The organism is Nostoc sp., from assembly GCF_036917455.1.
Lineage (GTDB): Bacteria > Cyanobacteriota > Cyanobacteriia > Cyanobacteriales > Nostocaceae > Nostoc.
The window spans coordinates 1-15,870 of the sequence record NZ_JBALDK010000066.1; the positions used below are offsets into that span (position 1 = coordinate 1).

Annotated in this window: 11 protein-coding genes and 2 pseudogenes; 5 read left to right on the forward strand and 8 right to left on the reverse strand. The window is 40.8% G+C overall.

What is annotated here, in order from left to right; all coding sequences use genetic code 11:
* Positions 1-88 precede the first annotated feature (88 nt).
* Positions 89-1,310, reverse strand: a pseudogene (locus V7K42_RS07565) (CHAT domain-containing protein).
* A 116-nt stretch (positions 1,311-1,426) separates the two neighbouring features.
* Here V7K42_RS07565 and V7K42_RS07570 point away from each other — a divergent pair.
* Positions 1,427-1,927, forward strand: coding sequence for an acyl-CoA thioesterase (locus V7K42_RS07570; RefSeq protein WP_334914967.1), 501 nt, complete (start codon positions 1,427-1,429; stop codon positions 1,925-1,927).
* 371 nt (positions 1,928-2,298) lie between these two features.
* Here V7K42_RS07570 and V7K42_RS07575 read toward each other — a convergent pair whose 3' ends face one another.
* The 3 genes from V7K42_RS07575 to V7K42_RS07585 all read right to left on the reverse strand — a co-directional run bounded on the left by V7K42_RS07575 (position 2,299) and on the right by V7K42_RS07585 (position 5,010).
* The gene (locus V7K42_RS07575) at positions 2,299-2,496 is read right to left on the reverse strand and encodes a hypothetical protein (RefSeq protein WP_334914969.1); all 198 of its coding nucleotides are present in this window, start codon (positions 2,494-2,496) and stop codon (positions 2,299-2,301) included.
* A gap of 353 nt (positions 2,497-2,849) precedes the next feature.
* Positions 2,850-3,596, reverse strand: a complete 747-nt coding sequence (locus tag V7K42_RS07580; protein ID WP_334914971.1) for a creatininase family protein — start codon at positions 3,594-3,596, stop codon at positions 2,850-2,852.
* Positions 3,597-3,795: 199 nt separating this feature from the next.
* Complete coding sequence (locus V7K42_RS07585; RefSeq protein ID WP_334914973.1) at positions 3,796-5,010, reverse strand: pyridoxal phosphate-dependent aminotransferase; 1,215 nt, start codon at positions 5,008-5,010, stop codon at positions 3,796-3,798.
* A gap of 155 nt (positions 5,011-5,165) precedes the next feature.
* Here V7K42_RS07585 and V7K42_RS07590 point away from each other — a divergent pair, with 155 nt between their 5' ends.
* Both V7K42_RS07590 and ribD read left to right on the forward strand, forming a co-directional pair.
* Positions 5,166-5,765 (forward strand): MBL fold metallo-hydrolase, encoded by a 600-nt coding sequence (locus V7K42_RS07590; protein ID WP_334914975.1) that lies wholly within the window; start codon positions 5,166-5,168, stop codon positions 5,763-5,765.
* Positions 5,766-6,149: 384 nt separating this feature from the next.
* Complete coding sequence (gene ribD / locus V7K42_RS07595) at positions 6,150-7,385, forward strand: bifunctional diaminohydroxyphosphoribosylaminopyrimidine deaminase/5-amino-6-(5-phosphoribosylamino)uracil reductase RibD (RefSeq protein WP_334914986.1); 1,236 nt, start codon at positions 6,150-6,152, stop codon at positions 7,383-7,385.
* A 29-nt stretch (positions 7,386-7,414) separates the two neighbouring features.
* On the opposite strand, the gene V7K42_RS07600 is transcribed toward ribD, so the two are convergent.
* The 3 genes from V7K42_RS07600 to V7K42_RS07610 form a co-directional block, all read right to left on the reverse strand.
* On the reverse strand, positions 7,415-7,633 hold the full coding sequence (locus V7K42_RS07600; RefSeq protein ID WP_334914977.1) for a hypothetical protein: 219 nt from the start codon (positions 7,631-7,633) through the stop codon (positions 7,415-7,417).
* Positions 7,634-8,013: 380 nt separating this feature from the next.
* Positions 8,014-9,849, reverse strand: coding sequence for a protein kinase domain-containing protein (locus tag V7K42_RS07605; protein WP_334914979.1), 1,836 nt, complete (start codon positions 9,847-9,849; stop codon positions 8,014-8,016).
* A gap of 245 nt (positions 9,850-10,094) precedes the next feature.
* A complete protein-coding gene (locus V7K42_RS07610) occupies positions 10,095-11,147 on the reverse strand; it encodes a hypothetical protein (RefSeq protein ID WP_334914980.1) in 1,053 nt (350 codons plus the stop codon).
* A 547-nt stretch (positions 11,148-11,694) separates the two neighbouring features.
* Here V7K42_RS07610 and V7K42_RS07615 point away from each other — a divergent pair.
* Together V7K42_RS07615 and V7K42_RS07620 are read left to right on the forward strand one after the other, a co-directional pair.
* Complete coding sequence (locus V7K42_RS07615) at positions 11,695-13,623, forward strand: alpha-amylase family glycosyl hydrolase (protein ID WP_334914982.1); 1,929 nt, start codon at positions 11,695-11,697, stop codon at positions 13,621-13,623.
* A 571-nt stretch (positions 13,624-14,194) separates the two neighbouring features.
* Entirely contained in the window at positions 14,195-14,941 is a 747-nt protein-coding gene (locus V7K42_RS07620) for a hypothetical protein (protein WP_334914984.1), read from the forward strand.
* A 268-nt stretch (positions 14,942-15,209) separates the two neighbouring features.
* On the opposite strand, the pseudogene V7K42_RS07625 reads toward V7K42_RS07620, so the two are convergent.
* Positions 15,210-15,611: pseudogene (locus V7K42_RS07625) on the reverse strand (hypothetical protein).
* Positions 15,612-15,870: the final 259 nt, after the last annotated feature.

Consider the following 15,870-nt stretch of genomic DNA (forward strand, 5'->3'; position numbering starts at 1 on the left):
AATTCTTATTAAAGGACTCGTCATCGTTGTTGCACTAATTTATTTATTCATATATCATTTTCTCACAAGTTTTGTTTTAAGGATATGTCTAATAGTACGGGTGACTAAAATTATTAACCGCCGCCACGGGTAAATTGTGACTTCTTACCTTCCAGTCTCCGGTAATTAATGAGACTTGGGCTTGCCGTAAAGCTTCACTTTTAGTCAACTTATCGGTGGAAAGTATACTATAAAAAGCGCTCATGAGTGCCTGTGTACCACCATCATCCACAGACCACAGCGAGGCGATCGCGGCTCTTGCGCCAGTTTGTTGCATCTGATAGCCAAAGCCCAAAATTTCCTCACCATTACCTAACTTCCCTCCCAAGCCGGTTTCACAGGCGCTCAAGACTACCAAATCTACATGGGGGAGTGACCAAGTAGCGACATTTCTAAAGTTAACGCGATCGCCATTCCCAAATAAAATAAACGAATCTTCTGGTTTACCGACCACAAAAGCTGCATGAGTCGCTAAATGGACAATTGTATAATCATCCATTTGGGGTACGAGTTTGATCCAACTTTTGTTTAATTGGTTTTTCTGTTGCTGCTATATTAATACCTTTAACAGTCCGTTGATTACCTGGCACATTCTGGAGATATTCTTCTAACTCTTCAACTTTGAGTAAATCCATTATCCTTTGTGCTTCCGCAACACGTTTTTGTTTGAGTAATCGTTCGCTCAAAATCCGATATGTTTGGCTAACAGTTATGCTGTAAGCATCTGGTTGTGACGCACTAATTGCTGAGGGATTTAAGCGAGCTTTCTCACGATTAATTAAGCAATGCTTGTAGAAAAAAATTGCTAGCTCTGGTTGATTTTGGATGTCAAATAAGTAACCTATGTTACTGTAGGTTTTGCCAAGCCGAACTAGATCCCCAAGTTCTCTATTAATTAATAAGGCTTGCTGATAAGATTGAAGTGCTTCAGGATACTTTCTTTCACCTTGGTAGATTCTGCCGATGTTATTGAATGTTACTGCTTCCCAAGAGCGCTCTCCATGTTCTCTAGTGATAGCTAATGCTTGCTGTAATCTCTGCAATGCTTCTTTCCATTGACCTTGCCGAGATTCTTTGATAGCTTCTTCATTGAGCCTTTCAATTTCTGAAAGCTGATTATTCTTTAGTAAAGATTGAGCTTTTTCTCCAGAGTTGTATCTCAAGCTTGCATTTGTGCTTACCTGGTTATTGTCTGGGTAGGCCATCGCAAAACCGAGTAAACTAAGTAGGGTTAAAGTAATAACACTAACATATCGGAGATTAGGCTGCATAACAAAATACTCCCCATACTCGGAAGTATAAATATTAAATCAAGAAGTCTTACAACGCAATTAATTTTTACGCTATTAAATATTTGGAAAATTTATAGGTGTTTAAAAAAGTGAAAATGTCACAAGAAAAACCTAGCCAACCAGAATTACCACCTACTAGCGCCCTTGACAATCCATCAAGTCATGAATTTGGGAATTGGTTTGAATATCCTGTGAGAGTGCAACCCCACCACACTGACTATTCTAGTGTTGTTTGGCACGGTTCCTATATAGCTTGGATGGAAGAAGCGCGGATTGAATGCTTGCGATCTATAGGGATTGAATTTGCTGATTTAGTCGCTATAGGTTGCGATTTACCAGTTGTAGAAATGTCATTGCGCTATCACCGTTCAATTCAATTAGGTATGACAGTGGTGGTAAAAACCCGCATGGCTGAGGTAACTGGTGTCCGAATCAATTGGGATTATGCCATAGTCTCAATTGATGGACAACAATTGTATGTTACTGCCAAGGTGACTTTAGTCGCTATAGATCGCGAAAGAGGCAAGATTATGCGTCAGCTGCCACCAAGTTTTAAGGATGCATTAGCTAAGATTTCAGCATTAAATAATGATTGACCAACAAAGGTTACAATTAGCTAGGCGTAAATAAATTAAAGTTTGTGGTAAGGATTTAAGTTCTTACTACAAACGTTGCTCAAAGCGACGAATTGCTTGCTAAAAACTTTATATAGGAATCATATTTGATTTTTGAAAAAATACCAGTATTTGTAGGGGAGGCAGTCGTGTGGGCGGGTTTCTCGACTTGAGTGAGCGTCACTGACGTTATATTAGATGGAACGTCGTAACGCGCCATAAACTTGGGGTGGTACGCTACGCTAACGCACCCTACGCATATTTCAAAAATCAAATACTAGTCCTATATTTGTGTTGAATTCAATTAACTTTACTTTTTTACTCAGCACTATTTCCGGAAAGTTTTATTTTTTTTACTTGCCGCTTTGGATGTTTGATAGAGTTTGAGTAAAATGCATTATGCGAAGCCAAATATCTTGTGGAGTGATGCCAAAACTAATATTTAATAAAATAATAATTGCGGCAATAATGAAAGCACTCTTCAGGGTTGCTTTCAACAACTTCCACAATATTATGAAGACAATCCAAGCTACAATCAACGTAGCAATCATAATATATAAATTCCTTAATAATAGCCCTTACCAAAGAAGATGTTTATTCAGTAAGGGGAAATTTTATCTGAAGTAAAAATTATTAGTGCTAAAGCTAATTAGACTTAATTTGGAATAGATACTAAAAACAAGATTTGTGTCTAACTGTGCTAATTTTATATTATCTAAAAATGAGGCAATAATTCAGGTGAGGGTAACTTATTTGGCAATTTGGCAGAATTTATGAAAGATGTTTTACCAATGTTTTTGTATCAATAATTACAATATAAAGCAATTATATTTTTGGACGGATATATTTAGAAGTTCGGAAGCAGAAGAAACCTGATGCAGTTGTATAGGTTACTCAAGACTCCTTATTCTGCGTTCATAAATTCCAAATACCCATTACTAAGTTCTTTCACCGCCAAATCATAAAATTGTTTACCGTGTTCTGGCGTTGCTAAAGCCGGATTTGAACCCATCCGTCCATCGGGATAACGCACTCGAAAGTCAGTTGCACTATAAATTGTGTGTCCGCTTGCAACTTCTGGTGAAAGGAATGCTTGCTTAATGGCCTCTGGATAAACGTACTGGGTGAGAGCTACTTCACTTGGAGTTGCGTGAGAACCTTCTTGATTCCCATATAATTCTTTAGCGAGCTTATATACAGAACCGCACATAAACCAGTTTGCGACTTGACATTGCACTTGCTGGGCATTGGGAATCTGCAAATCTTCTAAATGCGCGTAAGTTTCTGAAAATGCAGCTTTGAGGGTAGCGATGTTACCACCGTGTCCATTGATAAAGTAGAACTTGGTAAAACCAGCTTTGGCTAAACAAGTTACATAATCTCGCACTACTTGAATTAAAGTGCTGGGGCGGAAACTGATTGTACCAGGAAAAGCAGTATGATGCAGTGCCATCCCCACATTGATTGTAGGGCCAACGATCGCTTGAGTCGCATCACCCACACCACGAGCGATCGCTTCTGCACAAATGGCATCAGTACCAATCAACCCCGTTGGCCCGTGTTGTTCTGTGGAACCAATAGGGAAAATAATACCCCGTGACTGCTCTAAATAAGCTTCCACTTCTTGCCAAGTACTTAAATGCAGTAACATTTTTGATGACTTCCTCAATAAAATTGTGGTAGGACAAAAGCTTTTTCTGCTAAACAGCAAGTTCTATAACTTAACTTCCCCTAACATGATTATGAACTCCTTTGCTATCTGGTGGTGGCGATCGCGATAAAATCTAGTTGGGATGTTGAAGAGAAATGAACCGCAGAGGCGCAGAGAGCGCAGAGAGAAGAAATGAATGTTACGCTGTGGGTTCTAGCCTGGCTTGAAGTTTGAGTAAGCGATCGCTCGCTGTTTGTAATGTCTCAGGTGTTTTGCTAAAGCAAAATCTGATTAATGAGTGGCCTTTTTCTGGTTGGCTGAAAAAGCTGGAACCAGGAACTACGGCGACACCAATATTTTTAATTAGATGGTAAGTGAATTCAACATCTGTTTTGTAGCCAAATTTGGAAATATCTGCAAGAACATAATAGGCTCCTTTGGGAAGGAAGTAGGGAATGCCGACTCGATCGAGAATCTGTAAGATACTGTCTCGCTTATGGTGATAAAGTTTGGCTAGTTCTTCATAATAGGATGGTGGTAGTTGCATGGCGGCAACTCCGGCTCGTTGTAATGGTGCAGGTGCGCCAACTGTGAGGAAATCATGGACTTTGCGAATGGCTCCCGTTAATTTGGGGTTTGCCAAAATGTAGCCGACTCGCCATCCAGTGACGCTGTAAGTTTTGGATAGACCATTGATGGTAACGGTGCGTTCTTCCATACCGGGAAGGGTCGCTAAGGCAATATGTTGAGTGCCATCATAGAGAATATGTTCGTAAATTTCATCTGTAAAGGCTAAGACATCCCACTTTTGACAAAGTTCAGCAATTAGAGTGAGTTCTTCATGGGTGAAGACTTTGCCGGTGGGGTTGTGGGGTGTGTTGATAATAATGGCTTTGGTATTGACATTGAAAGCTTGACGCAACTGTGCTTCATCAAAAGTCCAATGGGGAGGATGCAGTGTCACGTAGCGGGGTGTAGCACCAGCTAAAATCGCATCGGGGCCATAGTTTTCGTAATATGGCTCAAATACAATTACTTCATCCCCAGGATCGACTGTGGCTAGCATTACGGATGCCATTGCTTCTGTGGAACCACAAGTGACGGTGATTTGAGTTTCGGGATCGATATCTAAGCCAAGATACCAACGAACTTTGTTGGCGATCGCCTGACGAAATGGGCGATCGCCCCAAGTAATGGCATACTGGTTGAAATCTGCCTCTATTGCATCATTTGCTGCCTGCTTTAACTCCAAAGGACAGGGAAAATCGGGGAACCCCTGAGCCAAATTCACGGCATCATGTTGCAGTGCTACCCGCGTCATTTCCCGAATCACCGACTCTGTAAATTGGTCTGCCTTTGCTGATATTTTTTTACGCTCAATCTTGCTCAACCCGATACCTCCGTTGATTTCCATTGCCTTTAGGCGGGAATCTCTATAAAATCCATAATACAGATACATTTATCGTAGTATACTCAAATTCCAGATTCAGAGGGAATGCAACGTCATAATCTATATACTTAATTATTGATATTAATAGTCAATTAGTGAAGTAACGATCCAGAATCATCATGAAATCTTTGCACCGTCCCGATCTCTATAGCTGGTCTAATTTCAATCCGGCAAGAAATATTGATTTCAATGGGATTGCCTGGATTCGCCCAGATGGAAACATCTTGATTGACCCAGTAGCCCTCTCAAATCATGATTGGAATCATCTCAAATCCCTCGGTGGTGTAGTTTGGATTGTGCTGACGAATTCCGAGCATGTTAGGGCAAGTAAAGATATTGCCGATCAAACTTATGCTAAGATAGCTGGCCCTGTGGCAGAAAAAGACACTTTTCCTATACATTGCGATCGCTGGTTATCTGATGGTGAAGAGTTTGTACCTGGGTTAAAAGTAATTGAACTCCAAGGCTCGAAAACTCCCGGTGAATTAGCTCTGTTACTGGAGGAGACGACTTTGATTACAGGAGATTTAGTCAGGGCACGGAAAGCTGGTAGTTTAACTATACTGCCGGATGACAAACTGCTGAATCGAGAGGAGGCTGTTGCTTCTGTTTGCAGATTGGCAGAACTGAGTCAAGTAGAAGCAGTGCTGGTGGGGGATGGTTGGCCCGTTTTTCGTGATGGACGCGATCGCTTACAGGAACTTGTCGCGACGCTGTAAATGGGTGGGAGTTATAAGAAGGGAAAGGGGAAGGCCGTTTTGCCACCCGAATGGGAGTGTACCTCCCAGAGTTGGGCTGGGAGCAATGCTCTAACAGTGAGATGGGTAAGCAGGGGAGGCAGGGGAGGCAGGGGAGGCAGGGGAAGAGAAAGAAATAAATGTAGAAGCAGTCTGTTTCGGTAGTAAAAAATACTAGAAATGCCTCTTTGCTCCCCCTGCTCCCCCTGCCTCCCCTGCCTATTTCACGAGGATCTCACTTTTTCGCGTTGCTCCCGTTGGGCTTTTCCCTTTCCCGCTCTTTTTAATTATCAGAAGCAAAGCGCGATTCTTCTGTGGAAAGGCTGTGCGATCGCGTGCAGAATATTTACAGTGTTGCCTAAAATTATGGATAATTCCCCAGTGGTCGCTCAAGCAGATGCATCCTTACCAAATTACACTCAGGAAAATATACATTTAGTGGAGTCAGCAGTTATAAAAGAAAAAATCGGAACTGATTTTGACTCTCGCATGATGCTGCGGTGTTTAGAACTTGCTCGCCGCGCTTTAGGACGAACTTCGCCAAATCCGTTAGTGGGAGCGGTGATTGTCAAGGATGGTGAGATTGTTGGCGAGGGGTTTCATCCTCGGGCCGGTGAGCCTCATGCAGAAGTGTTTGCTTTGCAAGCAGCAGGCGTTGGCGCAGCCTCTCCCCAGGAAAATCGCGCTCGTGGTGCAACAATCTATGTGTCACTTGAACCTTGCAATCACTACGGACGGACTCCCCCTTGTTCGGAAGGATTAATCCAAGCTGGAGTGGCAAAAGTAGTAGTAGGTATGGTCGATCCCAATCCATTGGTAGCGGGAGGTGGTATTGCCCGTTTACGGGCGGCGGGAATCGAAGTGTTGGTAGGAGTAGAAGAATCAGCTTGTTATCAACTAAATGAAGCTTTTGTGCATCGCATTCTCTACAAGCGACCTTTAGGAATTTTAAAATATGCTATGACTTTAGATGGCAAAATTGCTACCACTTCTGGTCATAGCGCCTGGGTAACAAGCCAAGATTCCCGTAATGAAGTACATCAATTGCGGGCGGCTTGCGATGCAATAATTGTCGGCGGTAATACAGTCAGACAAGATAATCCTTATTTAACCAGCCATCATGCAGAGGCACATAATCCCCTGCGGGTGGTGATGAGTCGCCATCTCAACTTACCGGAAAGTGCCCATCTGTGGCAAACTGCCGATGCTCCAACTTTGGTGTTGACAGAGAAGGGTGCTAACCCCGATTTCCAAGAATTGTTGCGAAAACTTGGGGTGGAAGTCGTGGAATTAACATCGCTTACACCAGATAAGGCAATGGCGTACTTATATGAACGGGGTTTTTGTAGCGTATTGTGGGAATGTGGCGGTACTTTAGCTGCAAGTGCGATCGCTCAAGGAGCAGTGCAAAAAGTTTTGGCATTTATTGCCCCAAAAATCATTGGTGGTAGCATTGCTCCCACACCTGTGGGCGATTTGGGTTTTACTACCATGACTGAGGCGTTGTCTCTAGAACGTGTTCGTTGGCGTGTAGTCGGCTCTGATTGCTTAGTAGAAGGTTATTTTCCTCAAAAAGCCATAGTCAATAGTAATAATACTTGACTATCAATCAATTAATCGTGATTTTGTTATCATGAACACTGACGTTCATGGGCAAGATCGCGGATAAGAGCTAGCCGAGATTCAATGTAGTGGCACAGAAAATCAGTTTCGTTAGAATCTAACAACACTTGTGTTTCGGTTTGTTTTACTAACCACTGCACCAAGCTAGCATCATCCAGTTGCAAGAGGAGCTTGGCTTGAGCGGTTTCAACCACTGACCAAAGCTGACGCATAATTGTAGGAGTCATCAGACCTCAATTGAATAATTTAGCTTTGCTGCTTTCAGATTACACAATTTCGATCGCACTTTAGGACATTAATGTAGAAGCTGAGACAAGTATTATTAAAAACTTAATAATGGGATTTATAACTTTATGAAGATTAAGAATTTGAAACTCAGTTGGAAGATAGGGATTGGGGATTGGGAAAACAGATTTTCATCAGTTTAGTTGCAAAACTTAAAAGGCAAATACGCTCAATTCTAAAAACTGGGTTTTTGTGTTTCTGAAGACCGAAATTATGTTGATTGTAGTTCAGTCAAGACAGTTTTTTCAAGACTATATTCAATAATGAATCTGTCTTCTAAGATACAAAAATCTCACTTTTGAGAACAATGGGTTACAGGAACTTAACACTGTCTGGCCGTCGAGGGACTGACAAAATCATGTAAATTTGCATCCCAAACGCTGATGTAAATAAAATCGCATTGCTGGCGGATAATTTGACCCTTGACTGAGCCATTTTTAAAACTAAAATTATCAGACTGACGCTGTTGTATCTGCTTAAGCCCCTGCTTAATTTCTTCAGTAGCTTGACCATCTAACATTCCATTCAAGGTAGTCTCCATTACCTGTGGGTCTACCGATTGGGCAAAAGATACCTCAGTTTGACGCAGCACTTTAGAATTTCGATCGAATAAGTAGCCAAGGTCAATTTTGTTTGGCACTAGTTTGTAAACAACAGCACGCGTCTTACCCCATGCGCCTCTTAAATCTTGATTTGGTTTGCCAAGGGTAGCTTCTACGGCACTTCTTGATGTACCTGTAGGAAATGCGGGAACACTTTGTCTATTGTTAGTAACAGCTACTTTGCTAGGCGGACGATCGTTATTCTGTGGTACTGAAGGGACTTCTGGTGTGGGAACAGCAACATTTTCTGGTTCTGACTGTGGTGTAGAACGCACTTCTGGCGCTGGAGTATCTGAAGTTACAGGTTCTTTTTCTGGCTGTGGTACGGATATAACTGGGGGATTAAAGGTTGGCAAAGGGGCGGGAATTACTCGCTGTCGTGGTCGTGAGATGGGTACAACCGGAACCGGAGAAGTTTGGGAAGAAACGGGCGATTTGGTGGATGCGGGAGTGGGTAAAGATTCTGGCGATGGGGTAGAACTTGTGGCAATGGTTGTTTCTGGTTTTTGCTGACGAATGATGTTAGGAATTACTACTGCACCAATCAAGCCGCCTACCAGCAAAGTACCAACAATCAATGTTGGTTTTTGCCAGTTTCCAGGAGTGGAATACCCTGGAATCACAGAATTTTTTTGCGGCGAATATAATGGCTGGGTTTGTCGAGTTGATGCCACAGTGGGATAAAAATTAGCTGTGGGAGTATTTGCACCTAACTCAGGAGGGATATTACTGGCAGATTGCAAAGCGTGTAACATTTTACTAGCAGTGCTGTAGCGATCGCCAGCATGAGGCTTAATTGCCTGATTAAGTACCGCCACTAATTGAGAAGAGAGGTTAGGGACGTGCTGCTGCCAAAGTATTTCCCCAGTTTTGAGATCGGTTAGTAATTCTTGCGGGTGTTTGCCAGTCAGCAGATAAATCGCCGTTAAACCTAAACTGTAGATATCAGTGCTGTAAACTGGCCGGCCAACAGCTTGTTCGCTAGGCATATACCCAGGCGTACCAATAACGAGCGATCGCGTGGGGTATCCTGGAGGATTGACTACGGAACGGATTGTTTCTTTGACTGCGCCAAAATCAATCAAAACTGGCTTGTTATCAATCGAACGGAGAATGATGTTCTCTGGCTTGATATCCCGGTGAATAATGCCCTTACTGTGGACATAATCTAAAACTGATAGCAGACTCAAGAGAATTTGCCGAACAGCAGCTTCACTCTCAAATCCTTTGGCTTCGACAATTTTTGTCAAAGTTTGGCCGTGAATCCATTCTTGGACAAGATAAAATTGCCCGTTCTCAGAAAAGTAGGCGTAGAGTTTAGGAATTTGGTTACTACTTTCACCTAAATACTCCAAGGTTGCGGCTTCCCGTTCAAACCGTTGTTGGATAAGTTGGTAATTTTGCGGGTCATTATTGGTTATCGGTTTAAGTTGCTTGATAACACAACGACGGCGAGAAGGCATGTGAACATCTTCTGCCAGAAAGGTTTCGCCAAAACCACCAGCGCCGATTACCTGGATAACTTGATAGCGATTGTTTAGCAGGGTTAAAGTCATGAAAAATCACAAGCATAGACATCGGAGACACTCCGCCTCTGGGCTTGTCGTCAGACATCGCCCTTTCCAAATGTACATCACATGAGTAAAGCCAGGGCGAAGGTCATTTGCGTCTACACAACCAAATTTTACCTCTGTGGACTAAGGATTTAAACCCACTTCGTAGTTGTTGGCTGTGTAGACGTGGTTTTTAACCGCCGATTTTGCTCAGAAAAAGTTAAGGGTTTGAAACCCACGGAGATGTTTTAAGCAAACTCTATAGTTTCAACAAACTCTAAAATACTTTCCTTAATATCTTCAGCTTCTTCTTCCAGAGAATCGGGAGTTTCGCCGTCAAGAAAGCTGTGCTGACTACTAACTATATACAAAAATTCACCACTGATAAAGGTGAGCAGCCCTCGGTACGCATCTAATCTGATCGCAGTTCCATTATTTTCTTGCTTAGAAATTGTGGAACCTTTGGGCATATCGATTAACACATAGTAAGCACCTCGCAAAGTATCTTTCAGATATTCGGTATACTCCACAGAAGCATCGGGTACATTAGCAAAAATCGCTTGGGGTACATACTTGTCTACTAAAATTGTTTGTAAATATTCTTCTTGTCCAACAGATTGTAGTTCTTCTAACTGTTCTAGAGGGAAAGGATAATAATCGATCCTCAATAAAGTACCGATGTCATCAGAAAAGCCAACTACTCCTTCTTGGCTTTGAATTCTACCGCCCTGCTGCGGATCGACCGGAATTGGCACAGTAAAATTACTTAAGGGGGATTGATATGTCTGTTCGCTAAAATCTTCTATGACTACTGTCTCATCTTCGTCATCGTCTGCATATTCTTCATCTTCTGCTTCTTTAAAGGCTGCAATTACTTCCTTAATAATTTCCTCTGCTTCTTCATCTTCCAGTTCTAAGGCTGCTTGTAGCTTTTTAAGGTAGGCTTGTTTTGGTTTAGCGATCGCGAGTTCATCGTCTAAAAGCACTATTACCCCAGCTGCAAAACCATCCAGCACTAATTCATCTGAGAGAGATACTTTCGCCGCATTAAACAGAGGTCCAATTCCCTCTTCTTCTGTAATGGAGATGAGTCTATCAACTATTTCAGTGATTTCATCTTCTGAGTATTCCTCAAAAACCTCGAATTCCCAGAGGATACCCGCTAAACTTTCTGCATCTACATCTTCAATCAATGAATCAGCGATCGCAGTGACAGTTGCGATCGCCGCCACCGCCTCCTCTGGACTTAGTGATTCCTCTGATGTCTTTGGTGAGTTAAAAACCTTGTCATACTTGGTCATAATTGCTACCTAAATTAATCCTTGATAGTAATAACAGATTTAAAGCGACAATGGTCAGTTTACCAATGGAGCGAATCTTCTAGAGAAAAAGTTAGCGAATACCTAGTTAAATTACAAAGATAACGAAACCTTCTTGACAGCTAATCTCCAGTGCTAATTAATCTGATTTTACAAATACTGACTAGCCAACATCATGATTTGAAACATATTCCGAAGCAATCGGCGATATTTTTGTAAAAATTTTAATATAAATAAATGAGTGTGATTAATCAAAGGTTTGTAATCAGGGCTGGAACCGCTTCACAAGAGCCAAAATATTGTAAATTTTTGTGATGAAGCTATTGTCGTTAATAACTGCTATATTCCTTTGTTTTTATCCTCTAGCAGATGAATTATATCTATCGATAGAATTATAAACTAGCTAACGATAGATACCTACACCGCGAGCAGGATGTCACAATACCGATGTTTGTAGTAACACACAATACTCGAAATCTTTGTACTGTTAGTTCTACAACTGTGAATTACATAAATTTTGAGTCTTTTTATGGTAAAAACCCCTCCATCTCAGTTTTCCCCAGATCAATACAAAGTTGATTCTGCACAAGAAAAAGTAGACGCTATTATACAAACGCCACCATCAGAGACTGAGATTGACCTAGAGTTTCTTTACACCAGAGATATTGAATTTCGTCAAGAAACCATTTACTTTCTAGTGGTCGATCGCTTTTACGATGGCGATCTAGATAATAGCGAAGGTGCAAACTCAGAATTGTACGATCCGAATAGACAAGATTGGGGTAAGTACTGGGGTGGTGATTTGCAAGGTGTTATCGATAAATTAGATTATCTGAAAAATATGGGAGTTACAGCCCTTTGGCTAACTCCGCTCTTCGAGCAGGTTGAAGAATTATTTGTTGGTAATGCAGCGCTACATGGCTATTGGACAAAAGACTTTAAACGGCTCAATCCTCGCTACATTGCTGATGGCGAGAATCCTTCTTTAAATGCTACCCAAGAAGAAAAAAATACGACCTTCGATCGGTTAATTACAGAACTGCACAAGCGCAATATGAAGCTGGTGCTGGATATTGTTTGCAACCATAGCAGCCCTGATACCAGTGGCAGCAAAGGTGAATTGTATGATGATGGTGTTAAAATTGCTGACTTCAATGATGATGCCAATAATTGGTATCACCACTATGGTGAAGTGCAAAACTGGGAAGACGACTGGCAAGTACAGAATTGTGAATTATCTGGTTTAGCAACCTTCAATGAAAACAATACAGAATATCGGCAGTATATCAAGTCAGCAATTAAACAATGGCTAGATCGGGGTGTGGATGCACTGCGGGTTGATACTGTCAAGCACATGCCTATCTGGTTTTGGCAAGAATTCACCGGCGAGATGAGCAATCACAAACCAGATGTATTTATTTTTGGTGAATGGATTTACAGTAATCCTAGTGACGAGCGCTCGGTAGAATTTGTTAACCACTCAGGCATGACACTTCTAGACTTTGGGCTATGTGTAGCAATTCGAGCCGCACTGGGACAAGGTTCAGAAATGGGATTTGAAACGATTCAATACATTTTTGACCAGGATTATCGTTATAACGGGGCAGCAGAGTTAGTTACCTTCATCGATAACCATGATATGTCCCGCTTCCAATCGCTGAACCCCGATCCAGCGATGCTGAAGGTTGCGATCGCCTTAATTATGACATCTCGCGGTATTCCCTGTATATATTACGGCACAGAACAGTATTTATATAACGATACTGATGGCGGTAATGACCCATATAACCGCCCAATGATGGAAAATTGGGATACTGATAGCGAGGTTTATCGTTGTATCAGATTGCTGTCTGGTCTACGGCGACTGAATCCAGCCGTGTCAATGGGTAGCCACTGGCAAAAATACTTGACCCCCGACGTTTACTGTTATGTGCGCCGTTCTCGTGATTCTCTGTGTTTTGTAGCTTTAAACCGGGGAGGAGAAGTTACCTTACCAGAAGTAGACACAGAACTACCTGATGGCGAACATACTTGTGTGGTGACTCGCAATAAGTATGAAGTCAAAGACGGCAAGATTTATGACCTAGTACTGCAAGAACGGGGAGTGATTGTTTTCAGCCACGTTGGGGAACGCATCAAAGCACAAACAATTGTGCGCGTCCAACTCAATGGCGTGGATACCAAACCCGGTGAAATTATTGTGGTGACAGGAGATTGTCCAGAGTTGGGTAACTGGGATATCAGCAAAGCATATCCTTTAGAGTACATCAACTCAAATACCTGGTCTGCCGAAATTCCCTTTGACGAAAGTGCTGGTAAGCTGATTGCTTATAAATATGCCATGTGGCGGGAAGGGCGATCGCCTCTGCGGGAAAATTTGGTAAATCGCCGCTGGGTGATTGCCAAAGAAGGTACTGTTAAATGGCGTGATACCTGGGCATCGGGAAGAGAATCATAGAAATTTTATTCAGATAAACAATGAAGTGCGAAGGAACAAAATTTTTGTCCTTCGCACTTTATTTTTTGTGAATTAATAACGCTTCTTGGTACTCCGTTGGAGAACTCGAAGAGTAGCCGCTACATATCTATATATCCAATACATGATTTTTAAATGCTTCTTCGATAAATATATATGGCTCTTCAGTACTTAGTATGCTAAATTAATTTGCTAAAAAGCTGAAAACATTGCTGCACAACAAAAGCAGGCATTGGTTTTAACATTTTAGGCAATTCTTGGGACTTAAGCGTTCTAAACTTGATTTTAAAGTCTAATTTTGATGTTTAACTAATAATTTGGCATAACAGGTACTGAAGAACCATATATATTTTAGTTTAGAGTGATCTGGATCACACCATTTTGTCAGTAAAAATAGATAGTATCAAGCACATAAACATTTAAGAACTGTCAAAATAAGGAGCTAAAAACTCTATTTTTTACAAGATAAAAGAATAGATCATATCTTTATGAGTATTAAACTCACCAGTTTTTAATTCTCACCGAGTCATCTAAAAAAATGAGAAAAAGGTAAATGGTGATGTTTGAACTCTTGCTGAAAAATCAATTAAGCGCTCCAAAAAAACTAAAGTTTAAAAAAGAAATTTTGGCACGAGTTCAAGGTCGAAATTCAGAAGATTTAAATGCCGAGATAAATTTTTACAAAACTGAATTACTCCCCTATTTTATAAAGTTGAGCCAACACAATCCTATTTTCAGCGTTACAGAGCAACTACGGCTTTTAGTGGGTGTTTGGACACCAATCTGGTCTACCATATCGTTTCATGAAAGTTTACCAAAAAGAATACAAGAGCAGTCCTTTCAAATTTTCCAGCATGACGGTTACTGTGCCAGTGTAGCTCGCTACCTCATGGGAAAAGAGGCTTCTTTATCCCATAATTATCAATCAAGTTTACCAGCTTATGATTTCATGGTAATCCAAAAATATGGAGTTAAAAATGGTAAATGGTATCTTCAAAATATTGATAGATTTCAGGCTTTTCAAAATCGAGAAATTCCTCTAACTTTAGAATCAGTCTACAACTGGTTTACTAATATAGTTAACACTAAAGTCAACCTGAACTCGCCAAAATATGATTTGCCTAAAGTTCTAAATTTAGACAACATAGAGATAAATCATGCTAGTGAATTTAAAAAAACATCCTTAGCAACTTCTCAAATTTTTGAGAATTTATATATAGATAATGACTGGCGACTTGTGAAAACTCAAACAGATTCCTCACATCTACCTAGTTACACAATTGCTGTGAAGAGGCAATAATATTGTGTCCACTAAGGTGAGTTCCATTAATGAATTTACCGCAGCTGTTGGTTTTTACTTCTCTACAAGACGCGGAAGGATAATGTAGCATTTATTGCACTTAACCCAGGAGCGTAAACATCTGAATCAAATCCAATATCTAATTTTTTTTGCTCCAGCGATTCCAAAGGAATTGTTAAGTACTTAGGAAGTGCCAATGGAGTGACTATTGAATTAGCTTGTATATTCAGACACAACCACCCTGAGATAACTTATCTATAAAGTGTATCTATTTAGGTTGGGCAATACGTGCTTCAATATCTTCTAATGTTTGTAACAATAGACTCCTTGCCTGTAATTGCCAACCCCATTTCTGAATTCTGTAAGCTGATACAGTACCAACTATCGCTGCTAATAAAAAGAAGGGTTGATTTAAAGAAATTCCGAATAACAAACCCAATCCAGCAATTCCCCAAAATGGTAAGGCTACGGTTTATCTTTGTTCTTCCACAATTTGAGTAATTATATTAGATTGTTTATTAGATAATAATGCTTCTTTTACTTGTCGCTGTTCGGCTGCCGAGATTGATAAACCTATTTTTCGCCGTAGTTTTTCCATTTTACGGTCATCAGTGCTGTACTCAGTTAACTCATCTTCTGCCATTTTTAGCAGTCGTTCTAGTTGTGCCATTTTATATTGCATCCAGTATTTTGATACAACTATTAACTTGAATAATTGTTAATTTTTATTGACTATAGCGTTGTATTTAATCGCCAAATTTAAAGTTAGACGACAGAATTAAAAATCTAAAATTGAATATGGGAAAGATATGCAAACGGTTACACACTTACAAATTATAAATTTAAAAGGTAATTATGACTACAGTATCTAAAAGTACTTTATCTCCATCTGCTCAAGAGCGATCGCTCATTTTGTGGTTTGATGAAGT

Coding starts and splice junctions, on each gene's coding strand:
- V7K42_RS07570 (WP_334914967.1), top strand. CDS start 1,427: ATGTCACAAGAAAAACCTAGCCAACCAGAATTACCACCTACTAGCGCC.
- V7K42_RS07575 (WP_334914969.1), bottom strand. CDS start 2,496: ATGATTGCTACGTTGATTGTAGCTTGGATTGTCTTCATAATATTGTGG.
- V7K42_RS07580 (WP_334914971.1), bottom strand. CDS start 3,596: ATGTTACTGCATTTAAGTACTTGGCAAGAAGTGGAAGCTTATTTAGAG.
- V7K42_RS07585 (WP_334914973.1), bottom strand. CDS start 5,010: ATGGAAATCAACGGAGGTATCGGGTTGAGCAAGATTGAGCGTAAAAAA.
- V7K42_RS07590 (WP_334914975.1), top strand. CDS start 5,166: ATGAAATCTTTGCACCGTCCCGATCTCTATAGCTGGTCTAATTTCAAT.
- ribD (WP_334914986.1), top strand. CDS start 6,150: ATGGATAATTCCCCAGTGGTCGCTCAAGCAGATGCATCCTTACCAAAT.
- V7K42_RS07600 (WP_334914977.1), bottom strand. CDS start 7,633: ATGACTCCTACAATTATGCGTCAGCTTTGGTCAGTGGTTGAAACCGCT.
- V7K42_RS07605 (WP_334914979.1), bottom strand. CDS start 9,849: ATGACTTTAACCCTGCTAAACAATCGCTATCAAGTTATCCAGGTAATC.
- V7K42_RS07610 (WP_334914980.1), bottom strand. CDS start 11,147: ATGACCAAGTATGACAAGGTTTTTAACTCACCAAAGACATCAGAGGAA.
- V7K42_RS07615 (WP_334914982.1), top strand. CDS start 11,695: ATGGTAAAAACCCCTCCATCTCAGTTTTCCCCAGATCAATACAAAGTT.
- V7K42_RS07620 (WP_334914984.1), top strand. CDS start 14,195: ATGGTGATGTTTGAACTCTTGCTGAAAAATCAATTAAGCGCTCCAAAA.